Source organism: Photobacterium sp. NCIMB 13483 (assembly GCF_003025475.1).
GTDB lineage: Bacteria > Pseudomonadota > Gammaproteobacteria > Enterobacterales > Vibrionaceae > Photobacterium > Photobacterium piscicola.
In genome coordinates this window covers 78,556-100,048 of sequence record NZ_PYLV01000012.1, presented here as the reverse complement: position 1 = coordinate 100,048, position 21,493 = coordinate 78,556, and the positions used below count along the sequence as shown (strand labels likewise).

Below are 21,493 nucleotides of genomic sequence, written 5' to 3'. Positions count from 1 at the left end.
TAACAACCAAACACAAGCTATCCGCTTAAAAGAAGAAATTTATTGCACTAAAAACTTATATTTCAAACAACTACTCAAATTTAAGGCCATTAATAGATAAAACCCTACCCTTGAGGAGTTGTTATAGCGCTCACAAAATCAGATAATGTTGAGATCTCTTGCAATGATAATGAACTCGGTATGACTGAATACCTTTTACTCCTGATCGGAACAGTGTTGGTAAACAACTTTGTTCTCGTTAAATTCTTAGGTTTATGTCCTTTTATGGGTGTATCTAAGAAACTAGAAACCGCTATAGGTATGGGCTTAGCAACTACATTTGTACTAACGCTTGCTTCTGTGTGCGCATATCTTGTTGAAACCTACATCTTGGAACCATTAGGTATCCAATACTTACGCACGCTTAGTTTTATACTCGTGATTGCCGTTGTGGTGCAATTTACGGAAATGGTCGTGCATAAAACTAGCCCAACGTTGTATCGATTATTAGGTATTTTCCTACCGTTAATCACAACCAACTGTGCGGTATTAGGTGTCGCTTTACTCAATACCAATGAGCACCATAACTTCATTCAATCTGTTATTTATGGCTTTGGTGCGGCAGTGGGTTTCTCATTGGTATTAGTATTGTTTGCTTCTATGCGTGAACGAATTGCAGCGGCCGATGTACCGGCTCCTTTTAAAGGCGCTTCGATTGCAATGATCACCGCAGGCCTTATGTCTCTTGCCTTTATGGGCTTTACTGGATTGGTGAAATTGTAATGAGCGGGATCTTAATTGCTGCCATTGTAATTGCTGTTTTAGCTGCAATATTTGGCCTTATTTTAGGTTTTGCTTCAGTGCGTTTTAAAGTTGAAGCAGATCCTATTGTTGAACAAATTGATGCTATTTTGCCGCAAACTCAATGTGGTCAATGTGGTTTTCCCGGTTGTCGTCCCTATGCTGAAGCAATAGCAAATGGCGAAGTCATTAATAAATGCCCACCCGGTGGTCAAGCTACCATTGAAAAACTTGCCGATTTAATGGGTGTCGAAGTGCCTCAGGCTTCGAATGAAGTAACTAATAGTATTAAGAAAGTCGCTTTTATTCATGAAGATATGTGTATTGGTTGTACCAAATGTATTCAAGCGTGCCCTGTAGACGCCATTGTTGGCGGCACTAAATCAATGCACACCGTAATAAAAGACGAATGTACAGGCTGTGACCTTTGTGTTTCTCCTTGTCCTACAGACTGTATTGAAATGATCCCAGTTAAAGAAACACCAGATAACTGGAAATGGCAACTCAACCAAATACCGGTTGTTAATATTGCTGCGACAGCGAATGCAGAAAAGGTTAAGCCATAGTCATGCTATCGATTATTGAACAAATTAAACAAGGTAAATTGTGGGATTTCCACGGTGGTATTCACCCTGCGGAAAATAAAACATTATCAAATACGCAGCCAATTAAAACTGCGGGCATTCCTAACGAATTAGTGTTGCCACTAAAACAACACATTGGTTCTCGCGGTGATATTATCGTCAATATTGGCGATCACGTTCTCAAAGGCCAACCACTCACGCAAGGTGATATTGCGATGTGTGTGCCTATTCATGCTCCAAGCTCTGGCACTATCACGGCGATTGAGCAACGAACAACCGCCCATCCTTCTGGCTTAACCGATTTATGTATCGTAATTGCAACCGATAACCAAGATACTTGGTGTCATGCAACGCAATACCCTGATTATCAAGATCGCGATCCAGCTGAACTGATTGAAGCTATTCGTCTTGCGGGTATAGCAGGCCTTGGCGGTGCCGGTTTTCCAACCGCACGTAAACTTCAAGGTGGTTTAGGTAACGTTGATATACTGATCATCAATGCTGCTGAATGTGAACCCTATATCACTGCCGATGACCGTCTCATGCAAGATTATGCGGATGAAGTTATCGAGGGCGTGCGTATTTTACGTCATATTATTGCACCAAAATTAACTTTAATTGGTATCGAAGACAACAAACCTGAAGCAATCAAAGCATTAGAAGCCTGTATTAGTGAAGACGATAATATTATTATTCGTGTTATTCCAACCAAATACCCTTCAGGCAGCTCTAAACAACTGGTTAAGCTATTAACAGGCCGAGAAGTACCTAGCCAAGCACGCTCAACCTCAATCGGGGTTATTATGCAGAACGTAGGTACCGCTTTTGCAATTAAGCGCGCTATTGTTAACGGTGAGCCATTAATTGAACGCGTAGTGACCTTAACAGGTGAAGCCTTTAAACAACGCGGTAATGTGTTTGCCTTATTAGGAACACCAATCGCTTATCTACTTGAAAAATTTGGTTATCAAGCTGATAAAAAACACCCTCGCGTCATTATTGGTGGCTCGCTGATGGGCTTTACATTGCCACATGCCAATGTACCAATTACCAAAATTACCAACTGTATTTTAACGCCTAAGCGTAAAGAGTTACCGCTGCATACTTACGAAATGGCCTGTATTCGTTGTTCTGCTTGTGCTGATGTTTGCCCATCGTCATTATTACCACAACAGTTACAATGGTATGCAAAAGACAAAAACTACGACAAATGTGAAGAATATAATTTAAGCGACTGTATTGAATGCGGTGCTTGTGCTTATGTTTGTCCAAGTGAAATTCCATTGGTACAGTATTATCGCCAAGCCAAAGCTGAAATTTGGGAACGCCAACAAGATGAAATGAGTGCCGAACGTGCACGTCAACGTTTTGAAGCCAAACAGCAGCGCATGGAACGCGATAAAGCTGAACGTGAAAACCGCTTTGCTAAAGCAGCAACGGATCGTCGTCAAAATATGGCAGCATCTGGTGGCGATGATGCTGTTGCAGCAGCTATTGCGCGAGTGAAAGCGAAACAAGCAGCTGCGGCAACAGAAACAACAGCACCAACCATTAAACCTGCAGTTGCTGCCGCTATTGCTAAAGCAAAAGCCAGACAAGCCGCTTCAGTACCAGAAACGAATGCAGAGCCTGATAACAGTGAAATGGCAGCCTTACGTAAGCAGCGTAAACTTCAAGCTCGCGAGCAAAAAGCAGCCAAACATGCTGAATTAATACAACAACAGCAAGCCGACTCAGATCAATCACCAGCACAAAATACAGATAAGAAAGATGCAGTTGCTGCCGCTGTTGCGCGTGCAAAAGCCCGTAAAGCAGCACAACAAGCACCTGTTAACGACGTAACAACAGATACGGCGCCTGTTGCCGAAACAAACACCGACGCTGCAGTCGATCCTAAAAAAGCAGCGGTTGCAGCTGCCATTGCACGTGCAAAAGCCCGTAAAGCAGCACAACAAGCACCTGTTAACGACGTAGCAACAGACACGGCGCCTGTTGCCGAAACAAACACTGACGCTGCAGTCGATCCTAAAAAAGCAGCAGTTGCTGCTGCCGTTGCACGAGCGAAAGCCCGTAAAGCGGCGCAACAAGCACCTGTTAACGATACAACAACAGACACGGCGCCTGTTGCCGAAACAAACACCGACGTTGCAGTCGATCCTAAAAAAGCAGCGGTTGCTGCTGCCGTTGCACGTGAAAAAGCCCGTAAAGCGGCGCAACAAGCACCTGTTAACGATACAACAACAGATACGGCGCCTGTTGCCGAAACAAACACTGACGTTGCAGTCGATCCTAAAAAAGCGGCGGTTGCTGCTGCCGTTGCACGTGCAAAAGCCCGTAAAGCAGCACAACAAGCACCTGTTAACGACGTAACAACAGATACGGCGCCTGTAGCCGAAACAAACACTGACGTTGCAGTCGATCCTAAAAAAGCGGCAGTTGCTGCTGCCGTTGCACGAGCGAAAGCCCGTAAAGCAGCACAACAAGCACCTGTTAACGACGTAACAACAGACACGACGCCTGTTGCCGAAACAAACACTGACGTTGCAGTCGATCCTAAAAAAGCGGCAGTTGCTGCTGCCGTTGCACGAGCGAAAGCCCGTAAAGCAGCACAACAAGCAAATAAAGTACAACCCAACATTGAGGAAGAATAATCGTGGCTTTTAATATTGCCAGCTCACCCCATGCACATAACCGTCGCAGCACAAGTACCATTATGCGAACGGTTATTTTATGTGCGATTTTTGGTGTTATTGCTCAATGCTATTTTTTTGGTTTGGGAACACTTATCCAAATTGTTTTTGCATCTCTGTGTGCTCTTGCATTTGAAGCCATTGTACTTAAATTACGCCAACGTCCATTAGCACCTTATTTACGTGATAATACTGCACTATTAACCGGGGTATTAATTGGTATTTCTATTCCACCACTGGCACCGTGGTGGATCACCGTCATTGGTGTATTCTTTGCGATTGTTGTCGCAAAACACCTCTATGGCGGTATGGGACAAAACCTATTTAACCCAGCAATGGTTGCTTATGTAGTGCTATTGATTTCATTCCCTGTTCAAATGACAACATGGTTACCACCAGCATCTTTAAGTGCTAACCCTGTGACATTTATGGATAGCTTGTCTGCAATCTTTACGGGTTACACCCCTGATGGTTTTAGTATTCAACAACTCAAAATGTCAGTTGATGGCTACACAATGGCAACGCCATTAGACACCCTAAAAACATCATTAAAAACCGGAATGACGATTGCAGAAGCAATGAAAAAACCAGTTTACGGCACACTAGCAGGTATTGGTTGGGAGTGGGTTAACATTGGTTTCTTATTAGGTGGTTTGCTACTGCTTAAATTACGTATTATTCAATGGCATATTCCGGTTGCAATGCTAACGTCATTACTGGTTATTAGTAGCATTATGCATGTGCTTGATCCAAGTGTCGCAGCTTCGCCGCTATTACATATGTTCTCTGGCGCAACAATGCTTGGCGCATTCTTCATCGCCACCGATCCAGTAACGGCCTCAACAACGGTAAAAGGTCGACTGATCTTTGGTGCTTTTATTGGCATAATGATCTACCTCATTCGTACTTGGGGTGGTTTCCCTGATGGGGTCGCCTTTGCAGTGCTACTCGCCAATTTATGTGTGCCAATCATCGATTACTACACTCGTCCACGCACTTATGGACACTAATAATGAGTATGCCCATGTTTAAATCCATGAAAAAAAATGGTCTAATTCTGGCTATTTTTGCCTTATTGTCGACAGCATTAGTCTCTCTAACTCACTATTTAACGGCTGATCGTATTTTTGAACAGCAGCAACAGCAATTACTGAATACACTTAACCAAGTTATTCCTGTCGCAAGCCATGACAACTTACTTTATAAGAGTTGTACGCTAGTTAAAGATCTACGCTATATCGGCACCAAAACACCGATGCCAGCTTATATTGCGACTCAAGCAGGTAAACCAACAGGGATTGCAATTGAAGGAATTGCACCGGATGGATACAGTGGCGCAATCAAATTAATTGTAGGCCTTGATACTAAAGGGGTTATCACTGGCGTTCGTATTTTAGAACAGCATGAAACGCCAGGACTGGGTGATAAAATTGAAACCACTGTCAGTGATTGGATCTATAGTTTCACAGGTAAGCGAGTCAATGGCGCTAACGATCCTAAATTTCATGTCCGTAAAGATGGCGGTGAATTTGATCAGTTTACTGGCGCAACCATTACTCCACGCGCAGTGGTTAAAGCGGTAAAAAATATCTCGTTGTACTGGCAAAATAATCAACAGCAGATTCTGAACCAGCCACTAGACTGTCCGAGTGAATAATTATGACAACATCTTATAAAGAGTTGATGAAAAATGGCTTATGGTACAACAACCCAACTGTCGTGCAGCTGTTAGGTTTATGTCCATTATTAGCGGTATCATCAACAGCAACCAATGCGCTCGGATTAGGTCTTGCGACGACCATGGTTTTGGTAATGTCTAACTTTACTATTTCCATCATTCGAAAATGGGTACCATCAGAAATTCGAATTCCTGTGTTTGTGATGATCATTGCATCATTGGTAACCTGTGTGCAGTTATTAATGAATGCCTATGTCTATGGCTTATATAAGTCATTAGGTATCTTTATTCCATTGATTGTAACTAACTGTATTATTATCGGTCGAGCAGAAGCCTTTGCCTCAAAAAATAAGCCATTACCTGCGGTATTAGATGGTTTATGGATGGGTCTAGGTATGACATCAGCGCTATTTTTACTGGGTGCTATGCGTGAAATTTTAAGTAAAGGCTCATTATTTGATGGTGCCAACCGCTTATTAGGTGATTGGGCGTCGGTGCTGCATGTTCAAATATTTCATTTTGACAGTAGCTTTTTACTCGCGATGCTACCACCAGGCGCATTTATTGGCGTGGGTTTCATGATCGCTCTAAAAAATATCATTGATAAATATAAAGAAAATAAACAATCAACCCAAGAACAACAACAACCGAAAGTGGAACGTGCACGTATTACTGATGTTAAGTAATACCGTATTTGTGACTTTTCAGAACTAAAACTGGCTTTTAAGCCAGTTTTACTCTTGCTATGAATATGCTCAAATATGCCAACTATCCCTATAGGTGCTCACCCTTGATCATGGTGATATTGGCATTATATTGCGTCAGGAAAGACTATGAATAATCAGAAACGGGTTCAAATATTAGAACGATTACAAGCCGAAAACCCACACCCACAAACTGAGCTACATTGGACGACACCGTTTGAGTTGTTAATTTCAGTTTTACTGTCAGCACAAGCAACAGATGTTAGTGTCAATAAAGCAATGGATAAACTTTACCCTATCGCTAATACACCCCAAGCTATTTTTGATCTTGGTGTTGATGGCGTAAAACAATATATAAAAACCATTGGTTTATTTAATTCTAAAGCTGAAAACGTCATCAAAACATGCCGTATTCTATTAGATAAACATAATGGAGAAATTCCTGAAAATCGCGAAGCATTAGAAGCCTTACCGGGAGTGGGGCGTAAAACAGCAAATGTCGTCCTTAACACAGCATTTGGTTGGCCGACTATTGCAGTTGATACTCATATTTTTCGAGTCTGTAATCGCACCAAGTTCGCTATTGGAAAAAATGTTGAAGAAGTAGAACAAAAGCTACTAAAAGTGGTGCCTGCTGCATTTAAAGTCGATGTCCACCACTGGCTTATTTTACAGGGCCGTTATACCTGTGTTGCACGCAAGCCCCGTTGTGGTAGCTGTATTATTGAAGACCTTTGTGAATATAAAGATAAAATTGACATTTAAAAGTCGACATTTGAACATCATAGCGCTATAAAAAAAGGAGCATCAATATGCTCCTTTTTTGTTATTCATCACTGTTTAATTACAATGGTTGACAGTCTTTAGTAAAGCCATTTTGTTGACGTTTAGCCGCTAACTCTGCCGCCCCTTTATCAAGCGTATCAAATAACCTTTCACGCTGTTGAGGTGACATTTTTTTACCGCCCGCATCTAACGATTGTTGTAATTCTACTTCCGCTTTTTGCTTGTCGCCTTGAAGATAACTGTCTTGTGCTAGTGCAATATAAGCCATGCTTCGCGCTAAAGGTTGCCCTTCATGACCTAACGCTTGTAATTCCGTGGCTGCACCTGATTGACATAATTGTTGATTTTTTATTGCTTCAGCAACCGGTTTTAAATTGGCTTTAACAACTTTTTTTACGGTTTCTTTAGTCGTCACAGGAGCTGTTTTTTCAACACTCGTTGTGTATGTTTTAATTCCAATAATGGCCGCAATAATAATCACGATACCAATGAGTAGACGCTTCTTCATACCCAAGTCCTTATATGATAATTAACACCGCTATCATAAAATATATTCAAGTAAGCAATGTCAACGCTAGATTAACATTGCACAAGAGCGTCTTATGCTTCACTTCTACCTAATGAAATCACCACTCGGCGATTTTGATTACGGCCAACAGGAGTCGAATTATCAGCAATCGGTCGTCTTTTTCCATATGCTTCCACCTGAATTCTATTTTCAGGTAAACCTAGCCCTTTAAAATAACTTTCAATTTTTGCAGCGCGCTGTTCTGATAAACGTTGCCCTTCAACGGTACCAAGAGCAGCATCGCTATACGCAGCCACCAGCACTAAATCAATATCATCGGAATAACGAACATAATCAGCAATTTGTGCCAATCGTTTTTGCGACATATTATCCAGCTTATCACTGTCATTATTATAATGCAGAATAGTGAAGGCAATATCATCAAAGCTAAATGGCATTAAGTTATTTAAACAATGACTAAAATCTTGATATGACTTATTAAAATTCACCGCAGACAAACCAACTTCCAATTGTCGTTGCTGCTGTACGGGCCATGTTTTATAACTAAATGTTGGATTACGCCCATCTTCTAATTCCGCTAACATTTGCCACGCAGTATTTCCGCCAATATACCCATCAAATTGTTTAAAAAACTTCAAATTTGTCATCGCATAAGCCGCATCACCCGGCATCCATGACGGTGGCATCGATGTAAGCTTAACATTACGCGTCGCCCCCAATTGACGATTCATTTTTAACTCAAAATGAAGATTCATTTGTTTGCTAGAACGTGCCGAAAATTGCGCACTACCATAACCCGGAATATCATGATTTAGACGACATTCTAAGGGAGTATCAACAATCACTTGCCATTGTGATTGGCTAGGTTGCGCTAAATAATTTTTAGCCATGGCTGCTGGCATAAAGAAAAAAACACTCATGATCAATCCAATTCGCAGCCAAGGTGTTAATAATTCAATTAAATTCATTTCATAACCAAATTAGAAGAAAATAATACAGCAACAATGACAACAGTATGCCTCTATATCGGCACCCATGACGTGAGCTTTAGCCTTGTCTTACTGTATAGAAATATCAATGCATTCAATTCGAGAACGATCGCGAACAGCAATGAAATTAAGCTATTAATCTGCCATAATACCTGATTCTATTATTTTGACAGCAGTGCTATGAGCCAAGATAACCAATTCAATACCCTAAAAAGTCGCTTTCGCGGCTACTTTCCTGTCGTCATTGACGTTGAAACTGCAGGTTTTAATTCAAAAACTGATGCCTTATTAGAAATTTGTGCTGTCACTCTACAAATGGATGAAGATGGTTGGTTAAAACCTGCAACAACCCTTCATTTCCATGTTGCACCTTTTGAGGGCGCGATTTTACATAAAGAAGCCTTAGAATTTAATGGTATTCGCGACCCATTTAGCCCATTACGTGGTGCAGTATCAGAAGAAGTGGCACTGAAAGAAATTTATAAGCAAATCAGAAAAGAACAAAAACACACTGATTGCACACGAGCGATCATGGTGGCGCATAACGCAACGTTTGATCATAGTTTTGTAATGGCGGCATCAGAGCGCGCAAAACTAAAACGTAATCCATTCCATCCTTTTGCGACCTTTGATACTGCGGCGCTAAGTGGTTTAGCATATGGACAAACAGTGCTAGCTAAAGCTTGTCAAACTGCAGAAATTCCATTTGATAACCGTGAAGCACACTCAGCGTTATACGATACCGAACGCACCGCTGAACTGTTTTGTAAAATAGTCAATAAATGGAAACAATTAGGTGGGTGGCCGCTATGCACTCCCACAGAAGAGCCATCAGTAGAGTAAATCTCAATCATTCAGCAGCTCTTGATTAAGCCCATCTTAGTATGGGTTTTTTTATGCCCCGCAACACTCCATCACTAGTTACCTTCACACCTTTCATTGAAAATAATCATCAAAATTAATAATTAGCTCGCATAATTTAACAAATATACAACATTACTCTTATACTAAATCTGTAATGCGTTTTGTTTTTCCTCATGGATGAATAAAAAATGAAATAATGATCGTTGAGAGGCAGAATAATGTCCGTAAATATACGTTATATTTCCCTTGCTCTTTGTAGCAGTCTTACCGCCACCTCCGCCTTTGCTGCGGGGTTTCAAGTATCAGAACAATCAGCATCAGGTTTAGGCCGAGCCTTTGCTGGAGAAGCCGCCATCGCCGATAATCCAGCTGTTATTTCTCGAAACCCAGCCGCAATGACGCACTTTGATACAATGGCGGTTTCAGTCGTCGGCAGTATTGTTGCACCAGATATTGATATTACCGCCCATGACGCTCCCAATGGTGTCCAAACTGCTAAAAATGTTGCACCAATGGCTTTTGTACCTGCTAGTTACTTTGTGATGCCCATCAATAATCGTCTCTCTTGGGGTGTCGCTTTATTTTCAGGTTATGGCGTAACCACCGATTACCCTGCCGATTTTTATGATGGCACTTCAGCGGGAAAAACCTCATTAGTTGCCATTAATTTAAACCCCAGTGTCGCTTATAAAGTCACCGAGCAATTAAGCCTTGGCGTGGGAGTCAATGCCGTTTATGCCTCAGCTGAACTCTACCGTCACTATGGTCAGAATGCGTTGCCTTTTTATCCTGCAATTAAGCCCAGTGATAAAACAATCAACATGGAAGGTGATACTTGGAGTTGGGGCTGGAATATCGGTGCATTTTATGAGGTAGACGACAATAATCGTTTTGGTATTGCTTATCGTTCTAAAGTCGATCTCGATTTTAAAGGCGATTTTACTGACTACTCTGGACTCGTGCTTGGCAGTAGCAATAGAGGCAACACCATCAAAGGCAAACTGCCCGTCGTACTTCCCGCAACAGCTGAGTTATCAGGCTTTCATCAACTCAACCATCAAATAGCGATTCATTACAGCCTGTTTTGGACCCAATGGAGCAGCTTTAAAGAGTTACGTGCCACTAATTCACAATGTAACTTTGGCGGCCAAATGCCCGGGGTGTGTTTATTAAAAGATGAAGATTACAAAGATGCATTCCGATGGGCGATTGGCACGACTTATACTCTACATCCCAACGTAACGTTACGGGCTGGGTTTGCCTATGACGAACAAGGCGGCAAAGCCACACTCAGTATTCCTGATACCGATCGTTTTTGGTACTCGGCCGGCGCAACTTATCACTATAACTCTCAATTAAGCATTGATGTTGGTTTTAGCTACGTCTATGGCAAAGAGAGTGATTTTATTGAAAATAACGACCGTTTTACGGCCAGCAGCGTTGCTTATATTGGTGCAGCACAACTTAACTACGCCTTTTAGCCCCCATGGATAACAACATTTAATAAGGGAATATATGAATAAGTATATTTTAACGATACTGACAACAAGTTTAGGGTTAATCGGTTGTGGTGGTGATAGCAAGATTGAAGGAGCACCCACCCTTGATCCCACTATTACCGAGAGTGTAAACGCAGCCACTAAAATTAATTTTGATTTAATCAGCGATCCACAAAACCCTATTCTCGTTCAACCGACGTATTTATTAATGGATAGCCGTGATGGCACCTTAAATACCGAAGCCGCAGCCGTCGATCCAAATAATAGTAGTGATCCATTAGTCGCCATGGGACAAACGGATGGTTGGAGTACGAGTCAACCGCTACAATTGCAATTCGTCGGTGTGGATCTTGATACAACAACCTTAAATAATAGTTTTTATTTAATTGAATCAATTAATCCGACCAATGATGCCGACACAACAACGCCAATAAAACTCACTCAAGCTAACGGCGACTTTGCACTCTCTGCATCAGGCACCACTTTAACGGTAGTGCTATTAAAACCATTAAAACCAGCCCATAATTATATGTTTGCTGTCACCAATGATCTGCAAGACAGTAATGGTGACAAGGTTGGTATGAGCAACACTTATGCAGTATTAAAAGCGCAAGCAACAGCTCCCACTCCAGCCTTAATTCCCGCTCAAACAATCACGCACAAAACAGAAACCGAGTTTGAAAAAATAGGCGTCAATAAAGACAGCATTATTTTCTCCAGTTGGTTCACCACCGCCGCTGTTGGCGATGTATTGTTTAGTGTTAAAGCAGCCACAGCACTTGCCATTCAACAAGGAGCAAACACAGTATGGAAAGGTAGTGCTGTTGCCGATAACGTGACAACCTCTGATTTACGTAACCTATTTAGCTTCTCTAACCTCACTGACACAAAAACACAGACGCCAGCTGGAAAAGGAGAAATTTACACAGGTACCGTTGCATTGCCCTATTTTTTAAATAATAGCGCCGACAACTTTGCAACCACACCTTGGCAGAGCGGTATGCCAAGCATCGCCATTATCAGCTCAGTACTCGCCAGCGGAAGTGATGCTGATAAAGCCACAATTATTGCGCAATTGGCAACACTTAATATCACCTCAGCAGATATTGCAGCCGCGGCAGATCCTCAAGTTCAAAGCAAACTCTTGGTCGCATTAGCGGGGGCTACGCTGACTTTATCGAATGGTGAACAACTTGATCCACAGCGCCTGATCACCCGTTTTAGTCCATTACCAAAATTACAATCAGTACAATATATTGATTACACTTTAATTTTACCCACAGCCGCCAAGTGTGACGATATAGGGAAAAATAGCACCACTATTTATTTACATGGTATTACCAGCCACAGAGGCACAGTAATCGCACTTGCCGACAATATTATTAATGATCATTGTCAGGCTATTTTTGCGATTGACCATCCTCTACATGGAAGCCGCACTATTGATGGTGTTCCCGGCAGTGCCAGTGATGGTCATCCTGAATATTATTTAAATTTATCAGCACTTACCGTCGCCCGTGATAATTTACGCCAAAGCACTACGGATATTATTAATTTACGAGCAACCATTGGCAAAATATTAACAACAATTATTGAAGGTGACAGTTCTACAATCAATAAATTAGGACATTTAAAAACCTTAAATCCAACCCAAGGCATCACTTTTATTGGCCACTCTTTAGGTGCCATTACCGGGGTTAGTGTCGCAAATATTGCTAATCGTAGCCTAGGATCACCACCAATAGATGCCGCTTACTTTAATATCAATGCACTTGCATTCGCCAATCCTGGCGGCGAAATTCCTTATCTACTGCTGAATTCAGGTAGCTTTGGTGATTTTGTTAAAGGTAACTTAATGCTCAGTAGCAATGCTGAATTTAAAGCGTTTTGTGACCAACAATCATTAACGGCTGCGGCGTGTTTTAATGCTTATCAAACACAGTTAATATCACAAGGCGATCCCACATCACTCGCCACATTAGCCGCTGTTTATACCACCTTTAACCGCTTTGCTTATGCTGCTCAAACTGTATTAGATACCATAGATCCCACCAATCATGCGCCACAAGTTAGTTCAAGTACGGCATTATATTTAGCACAAGTAAAAGATGATGCGACAATTCCTAATATGACACCACTAGGGGCAACCGTTGAGGAGACGGATATCTTACAACCCTATTCTCCTTTTACGGGCACGACCCCTTTAATTGCCGGACTTAACCTCACAGTAACCAATCAATCCATTACTGATCAGTTAATTCAAGCTGCGGTATTATTTAATCAAGGTGGTCATTCGTCATTACTCGATCCAACCCTAAGCCCTGCAGTCACACAAGAAATGCAACAGGAGATAGCGTCATTTGTAAATACAATGGGTAAAAACATCACCATTAACGATAAAAGTGTAATTACGGCAGTACCTTAAAATTTTATTTGGTAAAACTAACCATAATAAAAGCGGGTTAAATACTCGCTTTTTTTTATCATATAAAACAATATGATATTTTCATATGACCGTTGTTAGATATAAATATCAGCATAAAATTAGTGCTCGACAAATGCTGAAAATCAAGCACACTGTGAGATATGAGATCAAAGTCTCATATATAACAATTAAATCGCGTGTTGCAGTGATTATCACTGACAAACAAACGAAGTAATAATGCAAACAACGGATGGAACTCACGTTTTATGAACCCTGTAATTATCGCCGTATGCATCATGCTGGTACTCGCTTTAATGCGTGTCAATGTCGTGGTTGCGCTTACATTTAGTGCCATTATTGGTGGCCTCATCGGAGGATTATCCCTTACCGATGCTATTTCTGCCTTTGAAGGTGGTTTAGGCGGAGGAGCAACAACAGCCCTAAGTTATGCCATGTTAGGTGCTTTTGCCGTCGCTATTTCACGATCAGGCATTACCGATGTCCTTGCTCAAAAAGTGATTAAGCACATTAGTGGCCATGAAAATATCGCCGCCGCTACTGGTGTGAAATATAGCGTTCTTATCATTTTAGTGTTACTTGCCATTTCTTCTCAGAACGTTATTCCAGTCCATATCGCCTTTATTCCGATTGTTATTCCACCGCTATTGCATGTATTTGCCAAACTTAAACTTGATCGACGCTTAATTGCCTGTGTTTTAACGTTTGGTTTAGTCACGCCTTATATGGTACTTCCTATTGGTTTTGGCGGTATTTTTCTAAATAATATTCTGCTGAAAAATTTACATGATAACGGGTTAGATGTTGTAGCAAGCCAAGTGCCGATTGCCATGATATTGCCCGCTTGTGGCATGTTATTTGGTTTATTAACCGCTATTTTTGTAAGCTACCGTAAACCACGTGAATACTCAGTAGAAAAAATTCTTGCCAGTGAGCCAGAGAAAAAAGTCATTGATATGCGCCATGTTTATATTGCTGTTGGTGCTATTTTTGCCGCATTAGGTGCACAACTTTATAGTGGTTCAATGATTGTCGGGGGTTTAGTTGGCTTTATGGTGTTTACCTTTACTGGTGTTATCAAGTGGAAAGAAACCCACGATGTATTCACTAAAGGTGTCCATATGATGGCAATGATCGGTTTTATTATGATTGCAGCGGCAGGTTTTGCGGCAGTAATGAAAGCGACAGGTGGCGTTGAAACCTTAGTTAACTCATTAGAAGGTGTTATTGGCAATAACAAACCACTGGCAGCATTGTTAATGCTTGTGGTGGGTTTATTGGTCACTATGGGTATTGGCTCATCGTTCTCTACCATTCCAATTCTAGCGACAATCTATGTTCCTTTATGTTTGTCTTTTGGTTTCTCACCAATGGCAACGATTGCTATCGTAGGTACTGCAGCAGCACTTGGTGATGCAGGCTCTCCAGCTTCTGATTCAACCTTAGGTCCAACATCGGGTTTGAATGCCGATGGACAGCATGACCATATTTGGGATTCTGTCGTACCGACCTTTATTCACTACAACTTGCCACTGATAGCCTTTGGTTGGATAGCATCAATGATACTGTAGTGATCCAATACTAAGTATTAAATACAAAAAAACCGCCATAATAGTTGGCGGTTTTTTTATCAGTGCAAAACAACACACTTAACAAACTAACTTATTCAGCCGCTTGTGCATCACGACGTGCAGCAGACTCTTTAATTAGTGTTTGTAATTCACCTTTTTGGAACATTTCCAAAATGATGTCACAACCACCAATTAGCTCACCGTCAATCCATAATTGTGGGAATGTTGGCCACTGTGCGTAAACAGGTAGTTCAGCACGAATATCAGGGTTTTGAAGAATATCTACAAACGCAAATTTTTCACCACAGTTCATTAACGCTTGTGATGCTTGTGATGAGAAGCCACAGCTTGGTAATTTTGGAGAGCCTTTCATGTACAACAAAATAGCGTTATCTGCAATTTGTTGCTTAATTTTATCGATAGTTTCCATAGCTTCCTCGTACAAATTTAATAATCATTTATTATAAACCCTACCATTCTACTTGGTTATCGTCACCAATAAAAATACTTTCAAATTATGTTTCGGTTCTCTTTTCAATAATAAAGCGTAATCTTAGTTATATTGATATCTATTAAGTGGTTATTGACCTTACCAATAACGAGGTATAGGGTATTTTTTTAAGCATAATGCTTTTAATAAACTAAAAACTTGCTAAAATAAAACGGTCAGATTCAAATAATAAGTAGGCGCCAACGTCTACTAGAAGTAATGTCGTGGGCATTAAGCCCAATAACTAAAATTAAAATGGAGAATTGAGCAATGGCATTTGAACTACCAGCTCTACCGTACGCTATCAACGCTCTTGAGCCACATATCTCTCAAGAAACGCTAGAATACCACTACGGTAAACACCACAACACTTACGTTGTTAAGCTAAACGGTCTTGTTGAAGGTACTGACCTTGCTGAAAAATCTCTTGAAGAAATCGTACAGACTTCTACTGGTGGTGTTTTCAACAACGCAGCTCAAGTATGGAACCATACATTCTACTGGCATTGCCTAAGTCCAAATGGCGGCGGCGAGCCAACTGGCGAATTAGCAGATGCTATTGTTAAAGCATTTGGTTCTTTCGCAGAATTCAAAGCTAAATTCACAGATTCAGCAATCAACAACTTTGGTTCAGGCTGGACATGGTTAGTTAAAACTGAAGATGGCGCATTAGAAATCGTTAACACGTCAAACGCAGGTTGCCCTATTGCAGAAGAAGGTCTGAAAATGACACCACTTCTAACTGTTGACGTTTGGGAGCATGCTTACTACATCGATTACCGTAATCTACGTCCAAGCTACATGGACGCATTCTGGGCATTAGTTAACTGGGATTTCGCAGCTAAAAATCTAGCAGCTTAATTTACAGTAATGCAAAGACTAAAAACCCGCCTATTTTAAGCGGGTTTTTTATTATTTTAATTTATTATAACAACTAAGCTTTAGCGGCTAACAAAATTCGTAATGTACGTCGTAATGGCTCAGCAGCGCCCCAAAGCAACTGATCACCCACCGTAAATGCATTTAAATAATCATCACCCATTGCAAGTTTACGCAAACGACCCACAGGCACTGATAATGTCCCTGTTACTTTTGCTGGGCTCAATTCTTGCACCGTAATATCACGCTCATTTGGAATCACTTTAACCCAATCATTATGGGATGCAATGATAGCTTCCACTTCATCAAGCGGTACATTTTTCTTAAGCTTTAATGTTAATGCTTGGCTATGACAACGCATTGCGCCAATACGTACACACGTACCATCAATCGGAATCGGACTATCTTGAAGACCTAAAATTTTATTGGTCTCAACCGATGCTTTCCACTCTTCTTTGCTTTGACCATTATCACGCTTAACATCAATCCATGGAATCAATGAACCCGCTAATGGCGCACCAAATTGTTGAGCTGGAAAATCTGCCGCACGCAGTGTTTGCGCAACTTTACGATCAATATCTAAAATTGACGACGCTGGATTCGCTAACTCACTAGCAACGGAATCATTAACCACACCCATTTGGTTGATTAACTCACGCATATTCTTGGCACCAGCACCCGATGCAGCTTGATAAGTCTGTGATGTCATCCACTCAACCAATCCCGCTTTATATAAGCCACCCACAGCCATTAGCATCAAACTAACCGTACAATTGCCGCCAACATAAGTATTAATACCACTATGAATACCTTGTTGAATCTGATCAAAGTTAACCGGATCTAATGTAATGATTGAGTCAGGCTGCATCCGTAATGTTGATGCCGCATCAATCCAATAGCCTTTCCAACCGGCTTGACGTAATGCGGGATACACTTTCTCTGTATAACTACCACCTTGGCAGGTAATCACCACATCAAGTCGCTTTAACGCTTCAAGATCAAACGCATCTTGTAATACACCAGCATCTTTTCCAAAATTAGGCGCCGCTAAACCCACTTGTGATGTAGTAAAAAAGACCGGATCAATAACCGCAAAGTCACCTTCCTCGACCATGCGCTGCATTAATACAGAGCCAACCATGCCACGCCAACCCACTAAACCTACTGTCATCATTTGCAACTACACTCCCTGTTGTATTGAAATTTCTTTATCCATCTATAGAGATTTACATGATTAAAAACAAGTATAATTTTCAATTATAAATAAAATATATCTGTGTTTAAGATAAGCATATTTTACTGTTTTCTTATCATTTGAGTTTCTTATTAGTCATATTAGGTTTTATTATCAGCAATAAAAAATCAAAAAAACGCATAAAAACCAACCGTAATTAACCTAAAAACAAGCTTTTATGTATATTTAAAGAGCTTATTCCTAACTTATGCAATCAACTTAATAAAAAGTGACTATTGTCATATCTTTGAAAAAAATGCCTTTCCCTGATAATCTTCAGCGCTGTGATTAAGTAGCTAGATAGTTCATAACCCTTATAGTTAATAGCTTTTTATACTTTATCTCTCGCTTTTTGTGCGATTTTTATAGATACACTACGACTTTATAATAAACATAAAACACAACATAAGAACCATCAATTAACACTAAAAGAACAACTAAAGTCAGTGTTTTACGAAAGATCGGCACCAAAAAGACTTAGATCACAGAAAGAAACATTATTTATCACGATGATAAATCAATTTGATAGAGTAGCGCCGATTCAAGCGCCGTCTTTTTCAATCCGATTTAAAAACCAATGATAAATAGTATTGATTGGTTGGGTTGGACCCAATTTCAACAAGCTCGATAAAACAAGGTTAGAAGTATGGAAAAACAGACAATCGTGAAACTACCGTCAGTAATGCAAGTCATTATTGCCCTCGGTATTTTCCTTGCCCTTGCATTCTCTTTTACCTCAAAATTGAATTTGCCAATCCAACTAGCATTATATATTGGTTGGTTTGTGATTATTGCATTAGGTATTAAACTCGGACACGATTACAAATCGTTAGAAAAAGCAGCCACTAAGGGCATCGCTAACGGTTTAGGTGCAGTATTAATATTACTAGCCGTTGGCTCATTAGTAGGTACTTGGATTGCTGGTGGTATTGTGCCAACCATTATCTATTACGGACTTGAAGCGATTCACCCTTCCATTTTCTTGCTAGCGACAATGATCATTTGTTCATTGACGGCATTAGCAACAGGTACATCTTGGGGCGCAGCAGGTACCGCGGGTATTGCAATGATGGGTATTGGCCAAGGCTTAGGTATTCCCGCACCAATGACTGCGGGTGCCGTACTTTCTGGCTGCTATTTTGGTGATAAAATGTCACCACTATCAGATTCAGTGATCCTGGCCTCTTCAATGTCTAACGTTGAGATCATGGAACACATCAAAGGCATGTTACCTATTGCACTGATCAGCTATATCATCACTGGCATTCTATTTACCGCGGTAGGTTTTCACTACGCAGGTAGTGTTGATATGTCACAAGTTGATTCTGTGATTGCAGCGATGGATAAACAGTTTGTTATTTCACCATTATCCTTTATTCCAGTCATTATCGTGTTGGTGCTGTTAGCGTTCCGTTTACCGTCTTTCCCTGTTATTTCATTTGGTTCACTGCTAGGTATTGCATGGGCTGTTATGGTTCAGGGCATGGATCCGCTTAAAGCGATTAATGCAGCTTGGGCGCCATTCTCTATCAGTTCTGGGGTTGAATTTATTGACGCAATCCTAAACCGTGGCGGCATGTCATCCATGCTTGGTTCTGTGGCTGTTATTATCTTTGGCTTAGGTTTTGGTGGCTTACTTGATAAAGTTGGCGTACTACAAACAATTGCCCGTTTATTTGAACGTAAAGTAAATTCAGCAGGCAGTCTTGCAGTATCAACCATTGCAACGGCTTTCCTCGGTAACGTCTTTGGTTCTGCAATGTACGTATCATTAATTCTAACGCCAAAGATTTGTGCTAAGAACTATGACCGTTTAGGTTACCAACGTAAGAACTTATCACGTAATGCTGAATTTGGTGGCACACTTACCTCCGGCATGGTGCCTTGGAGTGATAATGGTATCTACATGGCGAGTATTTTAGGTGTCGCTACCTTCTCTTACGCGCCATTCATGTGGTTAAGCTTTGTGTGTATTATTGTGACGATTGTGACGTCTTACATGGGCTGGTTTGTGGATCGTTGTCCACCAGCAAGTGCAGAGCAATTAGCTGAAGATGACGAAGATGAATTAATGACAGTGAAGCGTTTAACGTCATAAGCTGCATTGCATCATCACAATAACATTAACGCACCTCTTTTATAGGTGCGTTTTTTTTATTAAAACAAAGATAGAAAACCACACTTCTCAGCCAATAAATCATCGCACAACCAATTGATACCTAAAAGGTATTTATTTAAAACCCCCTTCTATTCCGTATTCCTCCCAGTCGCAACACTCCCCGTTATTGACCCAACAGTCAGCACCTTTATAGAGCCAGTTCACAAATATAAGAACCACATTTCATCAAACTTACTTTTCAATCCAACACCTTGACCCTCGTCAATATTTCAAATTCATTTTTAATGAAAATACCGTTATTACCGAATTAACCACTAAATACAACATTTGAAAACGTAGCCATAAAAATAATTATCGGTGTTTATTTGGTAAACCATTTTTTATTTTACGTTTTATAAGGATATATCTATGAGTAACAACGCAATAGAAGGTCGTAAAGTTACCATTGGCAGTTATATTGCCCTCGCTTTTGCCGTCATTTTCTTTTCAGGAGCATTACAATCTAATCAATGGTATGGCGTATTTGACTTCACAACCTTAAATGGCTCATTTGGTAATGTGGTTTATTCAGTTAACGATACTGCAGAAGGCGTGGAAGCGGCTTCAACATCATTTAGAGGTAAAGGTGGTAGCGGTGCGCGTGATGGCTTTATTTTTGCGTTAACGTTAATTCCAACAGTGATGTTTGCTTTAGGTATGATCAATGTACTTGAGCATTACGGTGCGCTCGATGCTGCTCGTAAATTATTAACCCCTCTACTACGTCCATTAATGGGTATTCCGGGTAACTCAGGTTTGGCTTTAATTGCCTCACTACAAAGTACTGATGCTGGCGCAGCGATGACTCGTCAATTACAGGATGAGGGTCACTTAACCAAACGAGAAACAGATATTTTTACCATGTTCCAGTTTTCTGCTGGTGCCGCGATTGTTAACTTCTTCTCATCAGGGGCAGTGCTATTTACCTTAACCACAGCATCAGGTGAACCCGCTGTTACTTCTTCTATCGGCCTTGCGGTTGCGATTATGTTTATCTTCAAATTTGTGGGTGCGAATATTTTCCGTATCTACTTAAACATCACTGAAGGCAAAGACAACAAAGATACTAAACCAACAACAGTAAGCACGGAGAACGCATAATGACAACTGCAAAAAAACCTATGGTTACTGATATTTTTGTTGAAGGCGCTAAAAAAGGCTGGGTAATTGCAACCACTTCAACAGTGCCTAACGTATTAATGGCGTTCGTGATCATCAAAGCGCTGCAAATCACCGGCGCACTAGAAGTAATGGGAACATTATTCTCACCTATCATGGCTATTTTTGGTCTTCCTGGTGAAGCTGCGGCGGTATTGATAGGCGCATGGATGTCAATGGGCGGCGCAGTAGGTGTGGTTATTACCTTATTTGACCAAGGTATTTTAAATGGCGAGCACATTGCGATTCTTGCTCCTGCTATTTATTTGATGGGCTCACAGGTGCAATACATGGGCCGAATTATGGGACCAATTCGTACCGAAGGTCGCTATATTCCAATCATGATTGCCATTTCGGTATTAAATGCCTTTGCTGCAATGTTTGTGATGAACGTTTTAGTGTAATTGCTGAGCGCACTGAAGCCATTTAATCTTTAGTGCGTTTTCTCTCTTTTATT

Annotated in this window: 19 protein-coding genes; 15 read left to right on the top strand and 4 right to left on the bottom strand. The window is 40.9% G+C overall.

Going from position 1 to position 21,493, the window contains the following annotated elements; all coding sequences use genetic code 11:
- Positions 1-180 precede the first annotated feature (180 nt).
- The 7 genes from rsxA (at position 181) to nth (ending at position 7,201) form a co-directional block, all read left to right on the top strand.
- On the top strand, positions 181-762 hold the full coding sequence (gene rsxA, locus C9I86_RS11380; protein WP_080157923.1) for an electron transport complex subunit RsxA: 582 nt from the start codon (positions 181-183) through the stop codon (positions 760-762).
- A complete protein-coding gene (gene rsxB, locus C9I86_RS11375) occupies positions 762-1,346 on the top strand; it encodes an electron transport complex subunit RsxB (RefSeq protein ID WP_080157924.1) in 585 nt (194 codons plus the stop codon). Before rsxA ends, rsxB begins: the two co-directional genes overlap by 1 nt.
- Before the next feature lie 2 nt (positions 1,347-1,348).
- Positions 1,349-4,015 (top strand): electron transport complex subunit RsxC, encoded by a 2,667-nt coding sequence (gene rsxC, locus C9I86_RS11370; protein ID WP_107276385.1) that lies wholly within the window; start codon positions 1,349-1,351, stop codon positions 4,013-4,015.
- 2 nt (positions 4,016-4,017) lie between these two features.
- Entirely contained in the window at positions 4,018-5,064 is a 1,047-nt protein-coding gene (gene rsxD / locus C9I86_RS11365) for an electron transport complex subunit RsxD (RefSeq protein ID WP_080157926.1), read from the top strand.
- A 14-nt stretch (positions 5,065-5,078) separates the two neighbouring features.
- On the top strand, positions 5,079-5,711 hold the full coding sequence (gene rsxG / locus C9I86_RS11360) for an electron transport complex subunit RsxG (RefSeq protein WP_080158161.1): 633 nt from the start codon (positions 5,079-5,081) through the stop codon (positions 5,709-5,711).
- Between the two features lie 2 nt (positions 5,712-5,713).
- Positions 5,714-6,418, top strand: coding sequence for an electron transport complex subunit E (locus C9I86_RS11355; RefSeq protein WP_080157927.1), 705 nt, complete (start codon positions 5,714-5,716; stop codon positions 6,416-6,418).
- Between the two features lie 147 nt (positions 6,419-6,565).
- Positions 6,566-7,201, top strand: a complete 636-nt coding sequence (nth, locus tag C9I86_RS11350) for an endonuclease III (RefSeq protein WP_080157928.1) — start codon at positions 6,566-6,568, stop codon at positions 7,199-7,201.
- A gap of 79 nt (positions 7,202-7,280) precedes the next feature.
- Here nth and C9I86_RS11345 read toward each other — a convergent pair whose 3' ends face one another.
- Positions 7,281-7,730 (bottom strand): hypothetical protein, encoded by a 450-nt coding sequence (locus C9I86_RS11345; RefSeq protein ID WP_107276384.1) that lies wholly within the window; start codon positions 7,728-7,730, stop codon positions 7,281-7,283.
- A gap of 92 nt (positions 7,731-7,822) precedes the next feature.
- Positions 7,823-8,719 carry an OmpA family protein gene (locus C9I86_RS11340; RefSeq protein ID WP_080157930.1) on the bottom strand — a complete coding sequence of 299 codons (897 nt, stop codon included), beginning with the start codon at positions 8,717-8,719 and terminating at the stop codon, positions 7,823-7,825.
- A gap of 201 nt (positions 8,720-8,920) precedes the next feature.
- On the opposite strand from C9I86_RS11340, the gene rnt reads away from it, so the two are divergent.
- The 4 genes from rnt to C9I86_RS11320 all read left to right on the top strand — a co-directional run bounded on the left by rnt (position 8,921) and on the right by C9I86_RS11320 (position 15,117).
- Positions 8,921-9,583, top strand: coding sequence for a ribonuclease T (gene rnt / locus C9I86_RS11335; RefSeq protein WP_080157931.1), 663 nt, complete (start codon positions 8,921-8,923; stop codon positions 9,581-9,583).
- A gap of 239 nt (positions 9,584-9,822) precedes the next feature.
- Positions 9,823-11,085 carry an outer membrane protein transport protein gene (locus C9I86_RS11330; protein ID WP_107276383.1) on the top strand — a complete coding sequence of 421 codons (1,263 nt, stop codon included), beginning with the start codon at positions 9,823-9,825 and terminating at the stop codon, positions 11,083-11,085.
- A 34-nt stretch (positions 11,086-11,119) separates the two neighbouring features.
- Positions 11,120-13,528, top strand: a complete 2,409-nt coding sequence (locus C9I86_RS11325) for a VolA/Pla-1 family phospholipase (RefSeq protein WP_107276382.1) — start codon at positions 11,120-11,122, stop codon at positions 13,526-13,528.
- Between the two features lie 266 nt (positions 13,529-13,794).
- Entirely contained in the window at positions 13,795-15,117 is a 1,323-nt protein-coding gene (locus tag C9I86_RS11320) for a Na+/H+ antiporter family protein (protein ID WP_080157934.1), read from the top strand.
- Positions 15,118-15,208: 91 nt separating this feature from the next.
- Here the strand turns inward: C9I86_RS11320 and C9I86_RS11315 are convergent, their stop codons facing one another.
- A complete protein-coding gene (locus C9I86_RS11315; protein WP_080157935.1) occupies positions 15,209-15,547 on the bottom strand; it encodes a Grx4 family monothiol glutaredoxin in 339 nt (112 codons plus the stop codon).
- Between the two features lie 330 nt (positions 15,548-15,877).
- Between C9I86_RS11315 and sodB the strand changes: the two genes are divergently transcribed.
- Positions 15,878-16,468, top strand: a complete 591-nt coding sequence (gene sodB, locus C9I86_RS11310) for a superoxide dismutase [Fe] (protein ID WP_080157936.1) — start codon at positions 15,878-15,880, stop codon at positions 16,466-16,468.
- A 73-nt stretch (positions 16,469-16,541) separates the two neighbouring features.
- Here the strand turns inward: sodB and asd are convergent, their stop codons facing one another.
- Positions 16,542-17,657: an aspartate-semialdehyde dehydrogenase gene (gene asd / locus C9I86_RS11305; protein ID WP_107276396.1), complete on the bottom strand. Its 1,116-nt coding sequence runs from the start codon at positions 17,655-17,657 to the stop codon at positions 16,542-16,544.
- A gap of 709 nt (positions 17,658-18,366) precedes the next feature.
- On the opposite strand from asd, the gene nhaC reads away from it, so the two are divergent.
- The 3 genes from nhaC to C9I86_RS11290 all read left to right on the top strand — a co-directional run bounded on the left by nhaC (position 18,367) and on the right by C9I86_RS11290 (position 21,440).
- On the top strand, positions 18,367-19,818 hold the full coding sequence (nhaC, locus tag C9I86_RS11300) for a Na+/H+ antiporter NhaC (RefSeq protein WP_080157938.1): 1,452 nt from the start codon (positions 18,367-18,369) through the stop codon (positions 19,816-19,818).
- A gap of 429 nt (positions 19,819-20,247) precedes the next feature.
- On the top strand, positions 20,248-20,979 hold the full coding sequence (locus C9I86_RS11295; RefSeq protein WP_080157939.1) for a nucleoside recognition domain-containing protein: 732 nt from the start codon (positions 20,248-20,250) through the stop codon (positions 20,977-20,979).
- Positions 20,979-21,440 (top strand): YjiG family protein, encoded by a 462-nt coding sequence (locus C9I86_RS11290; protein WP_080157940.1) that lies wholly within the window; start codon positions 20,979-20,981, stop codon positions 21,438-21,440. The genes C9I86_RS11295 and C9I86_RS11290 overlap by 1 nt, the downstream gene beginning before the upstream one ends.
- Positions 21,441-21,493 lie beyond the last annotated feature (53 nt).